At 71.3% G+C, this 17140-nt stretch carries 18 protein-coding genes; 11 read left to right on the top strand and 7 right to left on the bottom strand.

Translation table 11 applies throughout. The features are described 5' to 3' along the window. Positions 1 to 60: 60 nt before the first annotated feature. Together NOO62_RS04890 and NOO62_RS04895 are read left to right on the top strand one after the other, a co-directional pair. Positions 61 to 912 carry a DeoR/GlpR family DNA-binding transcription regulator gene (locus NOO62_RS04890; RefSeq protein ID WP_268769660.1) on the top strand — a complete coding sequence of 284 codons (852 nt, stop codon included), beginning with the start codon at positions 61 to 63 and terminating at the stop codon, positions 910 to 912. 63 nt (positions 913 to 975) lie between these two features. Next, positions 976 to 1467: an SRPBCC family protein gene (locus NOO62_RS04895; RefSeq protein WP_268769661.1), complete on the top strand. Its 492-nt coding sequence runs from the start codon at positions 976 to 978 to the stop codon at positions 1465 to 1467. A 35-nt stretch (positions 1468 to 1502) separates the two neighbouring features. Here the strand turns inward: NOO62_RS04895 and NOO62_RS04900 are convergent, their stop codons facing one another. Next, the gene (locus NOO62_RS04900; RefSeq protein WP_268775471.1) at positions 1503 to 2600 is read right to left on the bottom strand and encodes a PLP-dependent cysteine synthase family protein; all 1098 of its coding nucleotides are present in this window, start codon (positions 2598 to 2600) and stop codon (positions 1503 to 1505) included. A gap of 333 nt (positions 2601 to 2933) precedes the next feature. Between NOO62_RS04900 and NOO62_RS04905 the strand changes: the two genes are divergently transcribed. Beyond that, the gene (locus NOO62_RS04905) at positions 2934 to 3266 is read left to right on the top strand and encodes a hypothetical protein (protein WP_268769662.1); all 333 of its coding nucleotides are present in this window, start codon (positions 2934 to 2936) and stop codon (positions 3264 to 3266) included. A 193-nt stretch (positions 3267 to 3459) separates the two neighbouring features. Next, entirely contained in the window at positions 3460 to 3933 is a 474-nt protein-coding gene (locus NOO62_RS04910; protein ID WP_268769663.1) for an ATP-binding protein, read from the top strand. Positions 3934 to 3991: 58 nt separating this feature from the next. Here the strand turns inward: NOO62_RS04910 and NOO62_RS04915 are convergent, their stop codons facing one another. Genes NOO62_RS04915 through NOO62_RS04925 form a run of 3 tightly spaced genes read right to left on the bottom strand, consistent with a single transcriptional unit; the run spans position 3992 to position 7766 of the window. Next, entirely contained in the window at positions 3992 to 6553 is a 2562-nt protein-coding gene (locus NOO62_RS04915) for an ABC transporter permease (RefSeq protein WP_268775472.1), read from the bottom strand. Then, entirely contained in the window at positions 6550 to 7449 is a 900-nt protein-coding gene (locus tag NOO62_RS04920; protein WP_268769664.1) for an ABC transporter ATP-binding protein, read from the bottom strand. Before NOO62_RS04920 ends, NOO62_RS04915 begins: the two co-directional genes overlap by 4 nt. Continuing rightward, the gene (locus NOO62_RS04925) at positions 7446 to 7766 is read right to left on the bottom strand and encodes an SHOCT domain-containing protein (protein WP_268769665.1); all 321 of its coding nucleotides are present in this window, start codon (positions 7764 to 7766) and stop codon (positions 7446 to 7448) included. The genes NOO62_RS04920 and NOO62_RS04925 overlap by 4 nt, the downstream gene beginning before the upstream one ends. Positions 7767 to 7973: 207 nt before the next feature. On the opposite strand from NOO62_RS04925, the gene NOO62_RS04930 reads away from it, so the two are divergent. From NOO62_RS04930 to NOO62_RS04955, 6 genes are all read left to right on the top strand, one after another. Then, positions 7974 to 8567: a TetR/AcrR family transcriptional regulator gene (locus NOO62_RS04930; protein ID WP_268769666.1), complete on the top strand. Its 594-nt coding sequence runs from the start codon at positions 7974 to 7976 to the stop codon at positions 8565 to 8567. A gap of 35 nt (positions 8568 to 8602) precedes the next feature. Then, positions 8603 to 8998 (top strand): cupin domain-containing protein, encoded by a 396-nt coding sequence (locus NOO62_RS04935; protein ID WP_268775473.1) that lies wholly within the window; start codon positions 8603 to 8605, stop codon positions 8996 to 8998. A gap of 23 nt (positions 8999 to 9021) precedes the next feature. After that, complete coding sequence (locus tag NOO62_RS04940) at positions 9022 to 9606, top strand: DUF4865 family protein (RefSeq protein ID WP_268769667.1); 585 nt, start codon at positions 9022 to 9024, stop codon at positions 9604 to 9606. Positions 9607 to 9650: 44 nt separating this feature from the next. Then, positions 9651 to 10556 carry a phosphotriesterase gene (locus NOO62_RS04945; protein ID WP_268769668.1) on the top strand — a complete coding sequence of 302 codons (906 nt, stop codon included), beginning with the start codon at positions 9651 to 9653 and terminating at the stop codon, positions 10554 to 10556. A 46-nt stretch (positions 10557 to 10602) separates the two neighbouring features. Beyond that, a complete protein-coding gene (locus NOO62_RS04950; protein ID WP_268769669.1) occupies positions 10603 to 11202 on the top strand; it encodes a TetR/AcrR family transcriptional regulator in 600 nt (199 codons plus the stop codon). 152 nt (positions 11203 to 11354) lie between these two features. Then, the gene (locus NOO62_RS04955) at positions 11355 to 12533 is read left to right on the top strand and encodes an MFS transporter (protein ID WP_268769670.1); all 1179 of its coding nucleotides are present in this window, start codon (positions 11355 to 11357) and stop codon (positions 12531 to 12533) included. Here the strand turns inward: NOO62_RS04955 and NOO62_RS04960 are convergent. After that, positions 12522 to 13967, bottom strand: a complete 1446-nt coding sequence (locus NOO62_RS04960) for a M1 family metallopeptidase (RefSeq protein WP_268769671.1) — start codon at positions 13965 to 13967, stop codon at positions 12522 to 12524. The genes NOO62_RS04955 and NOO62_RS04960 overlap by 12 nt on opposite strands. Before the next feature lie 11 nt (positions 13968 to 13978). Further along, entirely contained in the window at positions 13979 to 14434 is a 456-nt protein-coding gene (locus NOO62_RS04965) for a hypothetical protein (protein WP_268769672.1), read from the bottom strand. Between the two features lie 229 nt (positions 14435 to 14663). Between NOO62_RS04965 and NOO62_RS04970 the strand changes: the two genes are divergently transcribed. Continuing rightward, the gene (locus NOO62_RS04970) at positions 14664 to 16547 is read left to right on the top strand and encodes a trypsin-like serine peptidase (RefSeq protein WP_268769673.1); all 1884 of its coding nucleotides are present in this window, start codon (positions 14664 to 14666) and stop codon (positions 16545 to 16547) included. A gap of 54 nt (positions 16548 to 16601) precedes the next feature. On the opposite strand, the gene NOO62_RS04975 is transcribed toward NOO62_RS04970, so the two are convergent. Continuing rightward, positions 16602 to 17105, bottom strand: coding sequence for a helix-turn-helix domain-containing protein (locus tag NOO62_RS04975; protein WP_268769674.1), 504 nt, complete (start codon positions 17103 to 17105; stop codon positions 16602 to 16604). Positions 17106 to 17140: the final 35 nt, after the last annotated feature.

Consider the following 17140-nt stretch of genomic DNA (forward strand, 5'->3'; position numbering starts at 1 on the left):
ATGAGGCGGCGCGCCGGGCGGGCGCGCCGGGGATGACGAGGCAGAAGGGCCGGACCGGGCGTGAGCGACAATCAGAACCTCCTGGCCGAGCAGCGCCGTGCCCTGATCCTGGACGAGGTGCGCCGTCGCGGCGGGGTCCGGGTCAACGAACTCACGCGCAAGCTCGGTGTGTCCGACATGACGGTCCGCCGCGACCTCGACGCGCTGGCCCGCCAGGGCGTCCTGGAGAAGGTGCACGGCGGCGCGGTCCCGGTGGTCGAGGCGAGCACGCACGAGCCGGGGTTCGAGGCCAAGTCGGGCCTGGAGCTGACCGCCAAGGAGGACATCGCGCGGACCGCGGCGTCCCTGGTGGCGCCCGGCACGGCGATCGCGCTCTCCGGGGGTACGACGACGTATGCGCTGGCGCACCACCTCCTGGACGTGCCGGACCTGACGGTGGTGACGAACTCGGTGCGGGTGGCGGACGTCTTCCACTCCGCGCAGCGCACCTCCGGGCAGCGGCAGGGCGCGGCGACGGTCGTGCTGACCGGTGGGGTGCGGACCCCGTCGGACTCGCTGGTCGGTCCGGTCGCGGACCAGGCGATCGGCGCGCTCCACTTCGATGTGCTCTTCCTCGGTGTGCACGGCATATCGCTGGAGGCCGGCCTGTCGACGCCGAACCTGGCGGAGGCGGAGACCAACCGGCGTCTGGTGCAGTCGGCGCGGCGCGTGGTGGTCGTCGCGGACCACACCAAGTGGGGGACGGTGGGGCTGAGTTCGTTCGCCTCGCTCTCGCAGGTCGACACGCTGGTGACGGACTCTGGGCTGCCCGCGGAGGCGCACGTGGACATCTCGGAGCACGTGAACCAGGTCGTGGTGACGGGTGAGCTCGCGTCGTCCGTCGACGACTCCGAGGCCGACGCAGACATCTGACGGCCCGCCAGCTATGGTGTCGTCGCCCGGTCAACCGTCACGTTCCGCTGGGGGCAGAGTCCGATGGCACACCGACTGAGCCCGGTGGGGCTCGACTTCGTCGAGTCCGCTCCGGTGCGTCTGGTCTTCGCGCGCGAGGTGTGCGCGCCGCCGGGCGTGGTGTACGGGGCGTTGGCGGACGACGTGACGGGCTGGCCCCAGTGGTTCACCGCGGTCACCCTGTGCCGGCCGACCGGGGGCGGCACGGGCCGCGAGGTCCGGCTCAAGGGCGGCACGCGCTTCCAGGAGTCGATCCTGGCGGCGGACGGCCCCGAGCGTTACGCGTACCGCGTCGACCGGACGAACGCGCCCGGCCTGCGCGCCCTCGTCGAGGAGTGGCGGCTCACCCCGGCGGGCGGCGGCACCGGTACCGGCACCCGCGTGCAGTGGACCTTCGCCATGGACGGCGTGGCGCCCCTGCGCGGCGCCCTGAAGCTCGGCCGCGCGGGTCTTGGCCGGGCGTTCCGGGACGCCGTCACGGCGCTGGACAAGCGGCTCACCTCGTCGGCTGCGTAGCCCCGCGGAGACGTGTGCGCCGGGCTGGCACCCCGCTATTCGGGCCACGCCCCCGTTCCCAGCAGCGTGTCGATGGCCCGCGCGTAGGGCGCGATGTCCAGGCCCTGTTCGGCCAGCCACGCGTCCGAGTAGTACCTGTCCAGGTAGCGGTCGCCGGGGTCGCAGAGCAGGGTGACGACGCTTCCCGTGCGCCCCGCGGCCACCATCTCGGCGACGATCCGCAGCGCGCTCCACAGGCCGGTGCCGGTCGAGCCGCCCGCCTTGCGGCCGATGGCCTGCTCCAGGGCGCGGACCGCGGCGACGGACGCCGCGTCCGGCACCTTCATCATGCGGTCGATGGCGCCGGGTACGAAGCTCGGCTCCATGCGGGGCCTGCCGATGCCCTCGATGCGGGAGCCGCAGTCGCTCGTCGCGTCCGGGTCGTTCTTCGTCCACCCGTCGAAGAAACAGGAGTTCTCCGGGTCGGCGACGCAGATGCTGGTGTCGTGCTGCATGTAGTGGACGTAGCGCGCGATGGTCGCCGACGTGCCGCCGGTGCCCGCCGTGGCGACGATCCACGCGGGCTCCGGGTAGCGCTCGAGACGCAGCTGCTGGTAGATCGATTCGGCGATGTTGTTGTTGCCGCGCCAGTCGGTGGCCCGTTCCGCGTAGGTGAACTGGTCCATGTAGTGACCGCCCGTCTGGACGGCGAGGGCAGCGGACTCCGCGTACATCGTGCGCGGGTCGTCCACGAAGTGGCACCGGCCGCCGTGGAACTCGATGAGACGGATCTTCTCGGCGCTGGTCGTGCGGGGCATCACCGCGATGAAGGGCACCCCGATCAGCTTCGCGAAGTACGCCTCGGAGACGGCCGTGGACCCGCTGGACGCCTCGATGACCGGCCGGTCCGGCCGAATCCAGCCGTTGCACAGGCCGTAGAGGAACAGTGAGCGGGCGAGGCGGTGCTTGAGGCTGCCGGTGGGGTGGGTGGACTCGTCCTTGAGGTACAGGTCGATGCCCCAGTGTTCGGGCAGCGGGAAGCGCAGCAGGTGGGTGTCGGCCGACCGGTTGGCGTCCGCCTGCACCTTGCGCACGGCTTCTTTGAGCCATGCGCGGTACGTCGCGTCGCTGTGGTCGACGTCGAGCGTCGGCATGGGTCCGTCGGCTCGAAACTGCTGTGGGGTGCTCACGGCGGGGCTCCTTCGCGTCGTGCCGGACGCGATTCGGACGCGGCCGTACACCTCGATCTTAAACACCTCCAACACCCGTCCCACCTGCATAAACACACCTTTGAGCACCTCAAAGGAGCAGCCGTGGCAACCTTGGGCAGAGCTTGGCTGCGTGCCGTCGCGGGCGCCCCGGAAGTCATGGACGGACGTCCCCATGCGTACTGGTGCTCGACGCCTCGGACGTGCAGACTTCACGGCACGGGGCACCTGTCCCGGGTCGGAGCGATTCACCCGAAACGCACTAGGGGGCGGAGTGCCATGGCGGAGCCGGAGTTCACGGCCACGGGCGTGCGGATCGGGCGGCGCTTGCGCTCCCTCACCCGTGCCGGTCAGGTCCGCATCGCCGACGGCAGGCTGGAGTTGCTGACCAGTTACGGCACGGAGATCGACAGCGCGCCGCTGCAGGCGGTGCGCACCGGCAAGCCCTGGTTCGCCCCGGACGACCACGCTCTCGCCGATGTGAACGGCACCCGTTACCGGCTCACACTCGGCGAGCACGAGCCACGCCCCGGCGAGGCCGGCCCGCCCACGGTGCGCGGGTTCATCGAGGCGGTGCGCAACGCCACGGAACACCGGGTCCGACGGAGCTGACCGGACCCTCTGCACGACGCGCGAGTTGCATGCCCGCACCCCCTGGGTCACTCTGGTCTCACATCACTCTGGGTTTACCGGCGATGACGCTGCGAACCAGCCCCGCCGGCCACACAGCAGGCGGCAGACCACGCGGCCCCTGCTGGATCCGATCGTCGTCCTCTTCCGGACCTCAATTCGGGGAGTCGCAGCCGTGATCAGCCAGCCAAGCAGGCATTGCACGGTAGAGCTCCAAGCCCTGCCGTCGCGGATCGGCCAGGTCCGCAGAATCGTATCTGCGCAGTTGCGCTACTGGCATCTCGATCCCTTGATAGACCAGGCCGCCCTCGGTGTGACGGAGCTTCTGACCAACGTCCACCGGCATGCCGAGCCCGACAAGATGTGCACCGTGGAGATCGAGCTGCTGCTCGACCGGCTCACGGTCTCCGTCCACGACCACGATCCCCGGCTTCCCGAACTCCGTGACACGGATCCCTTCGCCACCTGTGGCAGGGGGCTCGCGATGGTCGCGGCGGTGAGCGAGAGCTGGGGCGTGCGGCCGCAGGGCGACGCGGGAAAGATCGTGTGGTTCACGCTCCCCGCCGTCTCCCCGGCGGTGACGCTCGCCCCGTATCCCGTGTACGGGGCGGCCGAGAAGACTCCCGCCCGGTCGGCCGTTGTCGGCTGACCGGGCGGTGATCGTCCGCTCCCCCGGCTGCCTCGGGCCGGAGTCGTGACACACGCTCTCACTCGGTGGCGATGGCCCGCAGCACGTCGAGACGCGCCGCCCGCCGAGCCGGACGCAGGCCCGCCAAGGCGCCCGCCGTCAGGCCCACCAGGGCGACCACCACCAGCTGCACCGGCGGTACGGCGAACGCGAAGGCGCTCTCCGTCGTGCTGTCGGACGCCTTGACGAGCACCCAGCCGAGGAACCCGCCGAGCGCGAGCCCGCCCGCCGTCCCGAAGGCGGCGACGAGCACCGACTCCCAGCGGACCATGGCGCGCAGCTGTGCCCTGGTCTGGCCGACCGCGCGCAGCAGCCCCAGCTCACGGGTGCGCTCGTGGATCGCGAGGGTCAGCGTGTTGGCGATGCCGAGCAGGGCGATCAGCACGGCGAGGGCGAGCAGGGCGTAGACGAGGGTGAGCATCATGTCGATGCCGCTCGCGGAGGCCTCCGCGTACTCGGACCGGGTCTGCACGTCCGGGTTCCCGAAGTCCCGCGCTGTCGCCGCGACCGCGGCCTTTCCCTCGGCGGTGCTCACGCCGTCCTTGAACGTGACCGACACCAGCGTGTCGGAGTCCTGCATGCGGTGCGGTGCCCAGGCCTCGCGGGTGATGACGTAGTCGCCGGCGAGCTCCGACCTGCCGAAGACGGCGCGGACCGTGAAGGTCTCCTTCTCGCCGTCGGCGAAGGCCAGTTCGGCCCGTGATCCGACCTTCAGGTCCTGCTTCTCCGCTTCCGACCTGGTGATCGCGATGCCCCGGTCGCCGAGGGCGCTCAGCGAACCGTCGACATCGCCGAGGTCGAAGGACCTGGCGAAGGGCTTCGGGTCGGTGACGGTGAGGGCGCGGCCCTCGCCGTTGACCTCCGCTGCGCCCTTGCCGAGGCCGACGGCGGTCTCGACCTCCGGCTGCTTCGCGAGGGCCGGGGCCAGCTTCGGGCTGAGCCCGCTGCCACCCGCGCCGAAGCCGGGGGTGCTCACCGCGACGTCCCCCGCGAAGGAGCGGTTCACGGTCTGGTCCATCGTGGCTTTCAGGGAGGCGCCGAAGACCGTGAAGAGGGAGACGACGGCGACGCCGATCATCAGTGCGCTCGCGGTGGCCGCGGTCCGCTTCGGGCTGCGCAGCGCGTTGCGCCGGGCCAGGCCGCCGGTGACGCCGCGCAGCCGGTCGAGGGGTCCGCCGAGGACGCGTACCGCCCGCGAGGAGGCGACGGGGCCGAGCACCACGAAGGCGACGAGCGCAAGGACCGCTCCCGCGGCGGCGAGCCAGATGGAGGGGCTGACCAGGACGCCGGTGAGGGTGAGACCCACGGCGGTCAGGGCGAGGCCGGTGCCGACGACGGCGCGGCGGCGCGAGGCGCCGGAGTGGTCGACGGCCGTCTCGCGCAGCGCGGCGAGCGGGGCGGTGCGCCCGGCCCGTGCGGCGGGCAGCAGCGCGGAGCCCAGGCAGACCACGACACCGACGCCGAGCGGCAGCAGCATGGAGAGCGCGCTGATCACCAAGTCGCCCTCGGGGAAGGGGAAACCGATGGCCGGGAAGAGCGCCTGCAGTCCGGCGGCGACGCCGATGCCGCCCGCGAGACCCGCGGCCGACGCGACGACGGCGACGGCGCTCGCCTCGACGAGGGTCGACACCGTCACCTGACGGCGCGAGGCGCCGAGTGCGCGCAGGAGCGCGTTCTCGCGGGTGCGCTGGGCGACGACGATGGCGAAGGTGTTGTGGATGCTGAACGTGGCGACCAGCAGGGCCACTCCGGAGAACACCAGCAGGAACGTGGTGAAGACGGAGAGGAACTGGCCGGAGATGTTGTCGGTGCTCTCCGCGGCCGACGCCTCACCCGTGATGGCCTCAACGCCCTTGGGCAGTACGGGAGTCAGTGCGTCGACGAGCTCCTGCTGGCTGACGCCGGGACCGGCCCGCACCCGGATGGCGGAGGCCTCGCCGGGCTTCGGGGTGAGGTACTTCTCGGCGTCGCCGCGTGTCATGCCCGTGAAGGTGGACTGCGCCATGCCGTCCTCGCCGCCGAAGGTCGCGAGGCCCACGATCTTCACTTCCACCGGGTCGGGGGTGCGCAGGGTCGTCGTGTCGCCGATCTTCAGGTTGCCGGTCTCGGCGGCGCCGCGGTTGACGACGACCTCGCCCGGCCCGGACGGGGCGCGGCCTTCGGCGAGTTGGTACGCGTTCAGTTCGCCGTCGTCGATCCAGTTGCCCGCGAGGGTGGGCGGGCCCTGGCCGCCGATGGGCTCGCCGTCCTTGCCGAGGAGCTGGCCCGCGCCCTGGATGTCGGGCGCGGCGGCGGCCACGTGACCCGTCTTCCCGATCGTCTCCACGAGGTCGGCGTCGACCGGCTCGCGGGTGCCCTGGCTGTCGTCCGGGGTGGTGATGGTGCCTGCGCTGCGGACGACGGCGTCGGTGCCGCTCGTGGCATTGCCGAACATCGTGTCGAAGCTGGCGCGCAGGGTGTCGCCCATGACGAGGGTGCCCGCCAGGAAGGCGACGCCGAGCATGACGGCGAGGAACGTACCGGCGAAGCGGCGCCTGTGGCCGCGCAGCGAGGACATGCTCAGGCGCAGGGAGGCGGTCACGGAGTCCATGACGGCGACTCCTTTGCGCTGGGCCGCGCGCCGGGGGTGTGGGGCGGTGCGGCGGTGTGGGCGGTGGTGGGTGCGGCGGAGTTCGTGGCGGGGGGTGCGGCGAGGGGCGCAGCAGGCGTCTGTTGCCGTGCGTCGAACGCCTTCATGCGGTCCAGGACCCGGTCGGCCGTCGGTGACTCCATGCGGTCCACGAGGCGTCCGTCGGCGAGGAAGACGACCTCGTCGGCGTGGGCGGCGGCCACCGGGTCGTGCGTGACCATGACGACGGTGCGGCGCATCTGACGTACCGCGCGGCCGAGCAGGTTCAGGACTTCCTCGCCGGAGCGCGAGTCGAGGTTGCCGGTCGGTTCGTCGGCGAAGACGACGTCGGGCCGTCCGGCGAACGCCCGCGCCACGGCGACGCGTTGCTGCTGGCCGCCGGAGAGTTCGGCGGGCCTGTGGTGCAGCCGGTCGCGCAGCCCGACGACGTCGATCAGGGCGTCGGCCCATTCCCGGTCGCCGCGGACTCCGGCGAGGTCCATGGGCAGGGTGATGTTCTCGGCGACGGTCAGCGTCGGCACCAGGTTGAACGCCTGGAAGACGAAGCCGATGCGGTCGCGCCGCAGCAGGGTGAGGCGCCGGTCGTCCAGCTTCCCCAGCTCCGTGTCGCCGATGAACGCGGCGCCCGAGGTGAGGGTGTCCAGGCCCGCCGCGCAGTGCATCAGGGTGGACTTGCCGGACCCGGACGGGCCCATGATCGCGGTGAAGCGTCCGGCGCCGAACTCGACGCTCACCCCGTCCAGGGCCCGTACGGCGGTGCCCCCGCTGCCGTACACCTTCACGGCGTCGGCGACGCGGGCGGCGCCGGTGTCCACGGGCCTGGTGACCCGTCCGGTGGCGGTGCTCATGCCCGACCGCCCTTGGAGGTGCGGCCGAACTCCTCGTTGAGGACGGTCAGCCTGCGCCAGTACTCGTCCTCGTCGATCTCACCGGAGGCGAAGCGCCGCCCGAGGACGGCGATGGGCGAGTGCTCGTCGACGGCGGTGTGCCCGGCGTACCCCGTGGGCCCGGCGGGTCCGCCCATGCCCCGGAACGGGCCGCGGCGGCCTCGCCACACGGTGCGGCGGAGCAGGGTGACGGCGCCGACCGCGACGGCCACCCAGATCAGCGGGAAGAACAGGATCCACGGGCCGGGTCCGCCGTCCCAGTGCGCCAGGGTCTGCATCTGAACTCATCTCCTCCGAAGCGGTTTCTGCGATGCCTCCAAACTCGCTCCGGGGGTGCCCTCACGTCGTCGTACGGCCAGCGGCACCGCGCGTACCACCCAGGGAGTACGCGGGGCCGCGGCGGCTACGCCGGGCCGGATCACCAGGTGATCACGGGGTGGTCACCGGGAGCGCACCGAGCCCTCTGGATCTCTGTACCTACTAGTATGTACAGTGGCCGCATGAGCGCTCCGGAGCGTCTGATCGAGTCCACTCGCGAGCTGCTGTGGGAGCGGGGGTACGTCGGCACGAGCCCCAAGGCCATCCAGCAGCACGCGGGCGCGGGCCAGGGCAGCATGTACCACCACTTCGCGGGCAAGCCCGATCTCGCGCTCGCCGCGATCCGGCGCACCGCCGAGGAGATGCGCGCCACGGCCGAGGCGGTCCTCGGCGGCAGCGGGTCGGCGTACGCGCGCATCGAGTCGTATCTGCTGCGCGAGCGCGACGTGTTGAAGGGCTGCCCGGTCGGACGGCTCACGATGGACCCGGACGTCATCGCGAGCGACGAGCTGCGCGCACCCGTCACCGAGACCCTCGACTGGCTGCGCGACCGGATCGCCGGGATCGTCGAAGAGGGGCTCTCCCAGGGCGAGTTCACGGATGCGCTCGTGCCGCAGGCCATCGCGTCGACGGTGGTCGCGACGGTGCAGGGCGGTTATGTCCTCGCGCGGTCGTCGGGGTCCCCGGCAGCGTTCGACACGGCGGTGCGGGGCCTGCTCGCGCTGCTCGCGGCGGCCCGGACCCCCGCCGCTCGCTCGTGACCCCAATCGACCTTCGCTCACCAAGGATGCGTACGTTGCACATCACCCGGAACCGGCCCGACACCCTCCAGGGACCCGCCGAGCACTTCACCGGCACCGTCTGGCTCGACGAGATAGCCGCGCCCGGCGCCCCCTCCCGTCTGCGCTTGTTCAACGTCCACTTCGCCCCCGGCGCCCGCACGGCCTGGCACCGCCACCCGCACGGCCAGGTCCTGCACGTGACCGAGGGCGAGGGGCTCGTACAGCGCGAGGGCGGTCCCGTCGAGCCGATCCGGGCGGGCGACACGGCCTGGATCGAGCCCGGCGAGTCGCACTGGCACGGCGCGGGACCGCGCACGTTCATGACGCACCTGGCCGTGGTCGAGGCGGCGGCCGACGGCACGACGGCCGAGTGGGGCGACCTGGTCGACGCCCACAGCTGCGCTTCTTGACCCTGCTGCGGAAGGAGTACGCGATGCATGCGATGCAGTACGAGATCACCCTGCCCGCCGACTACGACATGGGCGTCATCCGCCACCGGGTCGAGTCGAAGGGCCACCTGCTGGACGAATTTCCCGGGCTCGGCTTCAAGGCGTACCTGATGCGCGAGCGCGGCAAGGACGACTCGCCCGTGAACCAGTACGCGCCGTTCTACCTCTGGAACACGGCCGAGGGCATGAACTCGTTCCTGTGGGGGCCCGGATTCCAGGGGCTGAGTGAGGACTTCGGGCGACCGGTGGTGGAGCACTGGACGACGCTCGCGTACGAGGAAGGGCCCGCGTCCGGAGCCGTACCGAGGACCGCCGTCCGCCGTCGGCAGCGCGTTCCGGTGCCCGTGCCTCTTCCCGGCCTGGCGGCGGAACTCGTCGCGGAGACGGGGCGTTTGGCGCGGCAGGACGGTGCGGTGAGCGCGCTGACCGCGGTCGATCCGCGGACCTGGGAGGCCGTGCACTTCTCGCTCTGGGAGGGCGAGGCGCCGCAGGAGGTCGGTGACGTGTTCCAGGTGCTGCACGTCTCGGCGCCGGAGCGGGGCGCGTTGCGTCGGGGGCGGCAGTGGTGAGCGGGACCGCGCGGGCACGGGCGGACGATCACGCAGGCGCCCCGGTGGTCCGGACCGTTCATGGGGATGTCGGCCCCGCGGATCTCGGCGTCTGCGACGCCCACGACCACCTTTTCCTCCGCAGCCCTCGACTCCCGGGCCAGGAGCTGGCTTCGCCCACGGCCGCGGCGGCCGAACTGGCCGCGTTCCGCGAGGTGGGCGGGCAGAGCGTCATCCAGTGGACGCCGTACGGGATGGGGCGCCGGGCCGAGCTGCTGCCGGAGCTGTCGAGGGCGGCAGGTGTGCGGGTCGTCGCCGCGACGGGGTTGCATCAAGCCGTCCACTACGGACCGGAGTTGCTGGATCGCCTGCGTGCGGGTGACCTCGCGGCGCTCTTCACCCGCGAACTCACCGAGGGCATCGGGGAGTCCGGGCCGCGGGCGGGCCTGATCAAGGTCGCGGGCGGGTTCCACGGCCTGGACGCGCACGCCCGCTGGACCATGACGGCGGCGGCCGAGGCGCACCACGCGACGGGCGCGCCCATCACCGTCCACCTGGAGCTGGGCACCGGCGCGCTCGACGTACTCGACCTGCTCTCCGGCGACTGCGGCGTGCCGCCCCACCGTGTCGTCCTCGGCCACCTCAACCGCTCCCCCGACCTCACCGCCCACCTCCAGGCCGCCGCGTCGGGCGCGTACCTGGCCCTGGACGGCCCGTCCCGCGCCCACCACGCCACGGACTGGCGCATGCCGGACGCGATGCGCGACCTGGCGGACGCGGGCTTCGGAGACCGCCTCCTTCTCGGTGGCGACACGACGACGGCGGGGGCGCAGTCGGTGCACGGCGGGCCCGGCATGCCGCATTTGCTGCGCCGGGTGCGGCCGCGACTCGTGGCCGCCGTGGGCGAGGAACTGGTGGAGCGGATCCTGACGGTGAATCCGGGGCGGGCCTTCGGGGTGCGGTGGAGGTAGGCACCGCGTATTGCACTGCCCGTTCCAAAACCTGTACGTTCTCCCCGTGGCCCGACCGAGAAGCTTCGACGAGGAGCGGGCCCTGGACGCGGCGATGCATGCCTTCTGGGCGAACGGCTACGAAGCCACCTCGACCCAGGACCTGTGCGAAGCCACCGGCCTGGGCCGCAGCAGCATCTACAACACGTTCACCAGCAAGCACGACCTGTTCCGCCGCGCCCTGACCCGGTACATGGACACCATGAACGCCGGGCAGCTCCAGATCCTGGAGGACGTGGAGCGACCGGCCACGGAGCGTTTGCGCGCACTGCTCGACCGGGTCATCGAGGGCGAGTTCGAGCGGCGCGGGGACGGCAACAGCATCGGCTGTCTCACGGTCAACACGACGGTCGAGCTCGCCGGGCGCGACCCGGAGGCCGCCGCGCTGCTGGAGCGGGACCTCGCCACGCGGCTCACCGTGCTGAGCGCCACGATCCGCGCCGGCCAGCGGGACGGCGACATCACGTCCGGGCGCGACGCGGACACGCTGGCCCGTTACGTCAACGCCGTCATCGGCGGCATGCGGGTCTCCGCACAGGGCGGCGCCGACCGGGCCACCCTGCTGGCCATCGCCGATACGGCAATGGACGCGCTGACGGGCTACTAGCGGGGTCACGCCCTGCCCCGCCCCTCTTTTCCCACCTTCCCCGTTCCTCCTTTCTCACCTTCCCCCGTTCCTCCTCTTTCGCCTTCCCGTGCCTCGCCATGCCCTTTTTCTGTACTGATCTATCCAAAACCGTCCGACAGGAGTACTCCGCCATGCCGCGCGCCGTATACGTACTAGCCCTTGGCATCTTCGCCATGGTGACCAGTGAATTCGTGGTCGCAGGACTGATGCCGCAGATGGCGGACGGTCTGGACGCCACGATTTCCGAGATCGGCTATCTCATCACCGCCTTCGCCGCCGCGATGGCGCTCGGCGGGCCCTTCCTCACCGTCGCAGTGCTGAGGATGCGTCAGAAGTCGGCCCTGATCCTGCTGTTCGTCATTTTCCTGGCGGGCAACGTGCTCGCCGCCCTCGCCCCCGACTACCGCACCATGCTGGTCGCCCGCGTCCTCACCGGCATCGCGTCGCAGGCGTTCTTCGGCGTCTCCATCTCGCTGGCATCCCGCATCACCCGGCCCGAAGTGCGCGGCCGCGCCGTGGCGGTGGCGCTCAACGGGCTGATGCTGGGCACGCTGCTGGGGCTGCCGTTCGCCACGGTCGTCGGCGAACACCTGGGCTGGCGCGCCGCGTTCTGGGCGATCACCATGCTGACCGTGCTCGCCGCGGTGGCCACACTCATCGGCGTACCGACTGCCGACGGCGAGGGCGAGGAGAGCAGCGGCCTCCGCCAGGAACTGGGCGTCTTCCGCAGCCCGAGGCTGTGGCTCACCCTCACCACCAGCACGTTCGTGATCGGCGCCACCTTCTCCGCCTTCAGCTACCTCAACCCGATCCTCACCGAGCTCACGGGCTTCTCCACCGGGACCGTGCCGCTGCTGCTCATCGCGTACGGCGCCGCCACCGTCATCGGCAACACCGTCGTCGGCCGGTTCGCCGACCGGCGCACCCTGCCCGTGCTCGTCGTCGGCCTGGTGCTCAACCTGGCCTTCCTCATCGGCTTCGCGCTCTTCACCGAACTGACCGCCCCGGCCGTCTTGTTCATGCTCGGCATCGGCCTCGTGGGCGTCACCATGAACCCCGCTCTGGTGACCCGCGTCCAGCGCGTCGGCAACGCGCGGTCCCTGGTCAACACCGTGCACACGTCCTTCATCACGCTCGGCATCATCATCGCGACATCCGTCGGCGGCCCCGCCATCGACACGTTCGGGCTGCGCGCCCCGCTGTGGATCGGTGCGGGTCTGGCCGCGCTCGGCCTGGTCTCCCTGGTGCCCGACCTGCGGCGGCGAGCCGCCAGGGCCCGCCTGGAGCTGGCCGCCCCGTCAGACGCCTGACGGCTTCCCTGCCTCGAAGAGCCAGGTGTCGAACACCTCGGACAGGTCCTTGCCGGACTTCTCCTCGCACAGGTCGATGAACTGCCGGGTGTCGGCGTTCCCGTGGCGGTAGCGCTTCGTCCAGGTGTGGAGGATGTCGTAGAAGGTGTCGTCGCCGACGGCCTCGCGCACCTTGTGCACGACCATGGCGCCCCGCCCGTAGACGGGCGAGTCCGACACGCGTCCCCCGCTGGGCGGCGCGGCAGGCGGAAAGTCCCAGATTCCCTCGCTCTCCGGGTGCGTGCCGTCGTAGAACTCCTCGAAGGTCTCCTGCGCGGACTTGCCGTCCTGGTCCTCCTGCCAGAGCCACTCCGCGTACGTGGCGAGGCCCTCACTGAGCCATATGTCCTTCCACCCGCGCGGGGTGACCGAGTTGCCGAACCACTGGTGTGCCATCTCGTGCACGACCAGCGTGTCCTCGGGCGCCTCTTCGAAGTACGGCTTGGTCTGGGTCTCCAGGGCGTAGTCGAGTCCGGGGAGGTGGTCGACGACGGCGCCCGCGGAGGAGAAGGGGTAGGGGCCGAAGTTCTCGGTGGCCCAGTCGATGACGTCGGGGACCAACTCCTCGACGTCCGCGGCGTCTTCGCTCTCGTCGGGGTCGACGGCGATGTAGAGGGGTACGCCGTCGGAGGTCCGGCCCTTGTGCGTCTCGAAGTAGCCGACGGTCACGTTGGCGAGGTAGCTCGCCATGGGCTCCTCGGTCCGCCAGCGCCGGGTGACACGGTCGCCCTTGTCCTGCTCCTTGGTCAACTCCCCGTTGCTCACGACGTCGTAGGGGTCGCCGTCCTCGTCCTTCGGCACGGTGACGGCGATGTCGTACGTCGCCTTGTCCGAGGGGTGGTGATTGCCCGGGAACCACGTCATGGAGCCGGTCGGCTGGCCGAGGGCGGTCGAGCCGTCGTCCGTCTCGATCCAGCCCTCCAGGCCGCCGTCCGCGCCCTTGAACATCTTCGGGGTGCCGTCGTAGGTGACGGTGGCCTTGAAGGTGTCCCCGTCGCCGAGCGCCTTCGCGGGCGTCACCGTCAGTTCGTTCCCCGACCGGCTGAAGCGGGCCTTCGCGCCGTCCACGGTGGCAGCGCGCACTTTCAGCCCGGCCAGGTCGAGGTTGAAGCGACTGAGGCCCTGGGTGGCGCGGGCGGTGATGACGGCGGTGCCCTTGAGGCGGTTGGTCTCGGGGGTGTAGTCGAGATCGAGGGCGTAGTGGGAGACGTCGTAACCCCCGTTGCCCAGCGTGGGGAAGAGCGCGTCCTTGACTCCGCTCGCTCCCGGCCGGGCCGCCGGGCCGCCCTCGCCACCGGTGCAGGCGGTGCCGACGAGGAGCAGCAGGGCTGCGAGGAGCGCGGCCCGTTCGCTCGCCTTGCGTCGCGAGATCATCGCGCGTCGCGAGATCCTCATGCGTCGCGAGATCACGACGTCTCGCCCCCTGCCCGGCGCTTGCGTCGCGCCCATACCGCTCCCGCGCCGAGCGCCGCCGCGGCGGCCGTCGAGCCGACGCCGACCGCGACGCCCGCGCCGAAGCCGGGCCCGCTCTCCTCGGTGTCGCCGGACGCCTCCGCCCCGGGCGCCGCCACCTTCACCTTTCCCTTGAGCACGATCGGCGGGTAGTCGCACACGTACTCCTGCTCCCCCTCGCCCACGCAGTCCGCGTCCTTGTGGCGGAGGGTGACCTTCACTTCGTACGTGCCGGGCCTGGTGTTCTCCTTGATGCAGGCCGCGCCCACCCAGGCGCGCCCCGAGTCCCCCAGGACCGTGTCGTCGGTCAGTGCGGGGCTGGTGACGTCCACCGCCGTCGGATGCGGATTGCCGGGGCGCTCCTTCACCGTGAGGTCCACGATTCCGCCCGCCTCCGCGGGGCCTCCCACGGACACGTAACCCCGCCCCGGGAACGGCAGCGCGTCGCCGTGAGCCGCGCCCGCTGCCCCAAGAAGCAGTACAGGCACGGCAATTGCGACATATCCGCTACGTACGGACAGAGAAGTGAAGTTGTCCATATGTCCTCCAGTCCGCCATAGTTCTACGATCATGACTCATATTGGCGCGGTCACGCCACAAAGGGTGACCCGCCTCTCGTCTTCTGTGGGGGAAACGACCATGCATGTGCGCAGAGCGCTGGGCGTCGCGGCGGGGGCCGCGGCACTGATCCTGCTGCCGGGCCTACCGGCGTACGCGGACCCCGGCGATCCGACGCCCAAGGGGGAAGCCACCGCGGCGCAGCCGCCCGCCACCCCTCCGACCGCCGCTCCTCCGACCGCCACCCCGGCGCCCGCCACACCTTCGGCCACCGTCCCGCCGACTCCCGTCCCGGCCCACGGTGACGAGGACGCGCGCGGGTTCACGCCGGCCGACGCCGACGACTACTGGACCCCGGAGCGCATGCGGGACGCCCGGCCCGTGCAGGAGCAGGAGGACAAGCGGTTCGCCGCTCCCACCCGGCTGCCCCGCTCCGCCAGCCGGCCCTTCGAGGGGCTGCCGATCGTCGGCACCTTCTTCTGGAACGACGGCACCAACACCGGCCGCTTCTGCGGCGGCACCGTCGTCAAGAGCCCCGGCAAGAACCTCGTGATGAGCGCCGGTCACTGCTTCGACGACCAGGACGCCCGCAAGAACCTGACGTTCGTCCCGCAGTACGACGACGGGAAGAAGCCGCACGGCGCCTTCACCGTCAAGCCCGGACGCATCTACGTCGACAAGCGGTACCTGTCCAAGGGCCCCGACGCCGCGGCGGACCTCGACTTCAACTTCCTGCAGCTCGAACCGCGCGGCGGCAAGAACGTCGAGGACGTCGTCGGCGGCGCCGAACTGAAGATCAACGCGGGGTACGACCACTCCCCGGTCCGTCTGATCGGCTACCCGGCCAACCAGAAGCGCCCGCTGGACTGCACGGACAAGACCGTCCGTTACAACAGCACCGACCCGAAGATCCCCGGCAGTTTCCTGCGCATCCAGTGCGACAAGTACTCCGGCGGCGCCTCGGGCGGCCCGTTCCTCGTCAAGCAGGGCAACGGCTGGGGTCTCATCGGCGTCATCGGCGGCTGGAAGACCGGTGGCGACAAGGATGACATCTCGTACAGCTCGTACCTCGACGGCGACGCCAAGGCGCTGTACGACGACGCGGTCAACAACCGGCCGCCGGCCGGGCGCGGTGTCCTGGGCAAGGCCGAGACCTGGAAGCACGCCGAGGCGATGGCCGGTGGCTACTTCACCGACGGCAACGCCGGGACGTGGGACTACTCCGACCTGATCGTGCGCTGGTCCGACGGCGAGGTCACCCTGTTCCGGGGCGCGGGCGAGGACGCCGACAACTTCGACAAGGAGATACGTCTCACCGGGCCCAACGGCACCTGGAAGCACGCCGCCACCATGGCGTCCGGTGACTTCACGGGCGCCGACCGCGACGACCTCATCGTCCGCTGGTCCGACGGTGAACTGACGCTCTACCCGGACGTCGACGAGAAGGGCTTCCACGGCGAGGTCCAGCTCCAGAAGCCCAACGAGCTGTGGAAGAACGCCACGTCCGTCACCGGCGGCCGCTACACGAGCGACAACAAGTGGACCGACGACCTCCTGGTCCGCTGGAGCGACGGCGAAGTCACCCTCTACACCAACGTCAACCGCGACGGCTTCCACGGCGAGAAGAAGCTCGCCGCGCCCAACGGCACCTGGAAGCACGCCTCGACGCTCACGTCCGGCGACTTCACCGGCAACGACCAGCACGACCTGATGGTCCGCTGGACCGACGGCGAGCTGACGCTCTACAAGGACATCGACCAGAACGGCTTCCACGGCGAGACGCAGGTCAAGAAGCCCAACCGCCTCTGGGAGCACGCCACGGTCCTGGCCGCGGGCGACTACACGGAGAACCGCCACCCGGACGACTTCCTGGTGCGCTGGTCCGACGGTGAGGTCTCCATGTACCCGGACGCCGACGAGACGGGCCTGAACCGCGAGATCACGCTGGTGTATCCGCCGGCGTGACGAGCGCTTGGGCTGACGCGCGCTCAGGCTGACGCGCGCTCAGGCTGACGCACGCTAGGGCCGTTGCCCGATCCCCGCCGTGTGCTGCTCCTCCTGCACGGTCGTCGCGCCGGTCGCCGCCGCGCCCGCGCCGACGAGGACCGCCGCGGCCGCCACGAGGCCGACGACCGCGAGGCGCGCCCGTCGCCACCGGTGCCGGTGCCGTACAAGCGGCTCCGGCACGGGCGGCTGCGGTTGTTCCACGGTGGGGACGGGTGACCGCGGGCCCGCCGCGAGTTCCCGGCGGGCGGTCACCCACCGCCGGGTGTCGTCGGCGTCGAGCCCGCACGCGACGAGGAAGGCGACGAGTACGGCTTCGCGGGGCAGACGGTCCCGGCGGAGCATGGTCGCGGCGGTCGAGTACGGCAGCACCTCGCCCGCCGCGTCCGCCGCGCGCTCCAGCTCCCGGTAGCTGAGGCCCGACCAGGCCTTGAGGCGGCGCAGCTCGGCCATGAAGGCGGCCTCGTCGGCGGGGCCCGCCGTGCGGGGCGGCGCGGGCGGTGACATCGGGGACGTCATGGTGGGGTTCCTCCGGTTCCGGCGTACTCCGCTGA

The organism is Streptomyces sp. Je 1-369 (genome assembly GCF_026810505.1).
Taxonomy (GTDB): Bacteria; Actinomycetota; Actinomycetes; order Streptomycetales; family Streptomycetaceae; genus Streptomyces.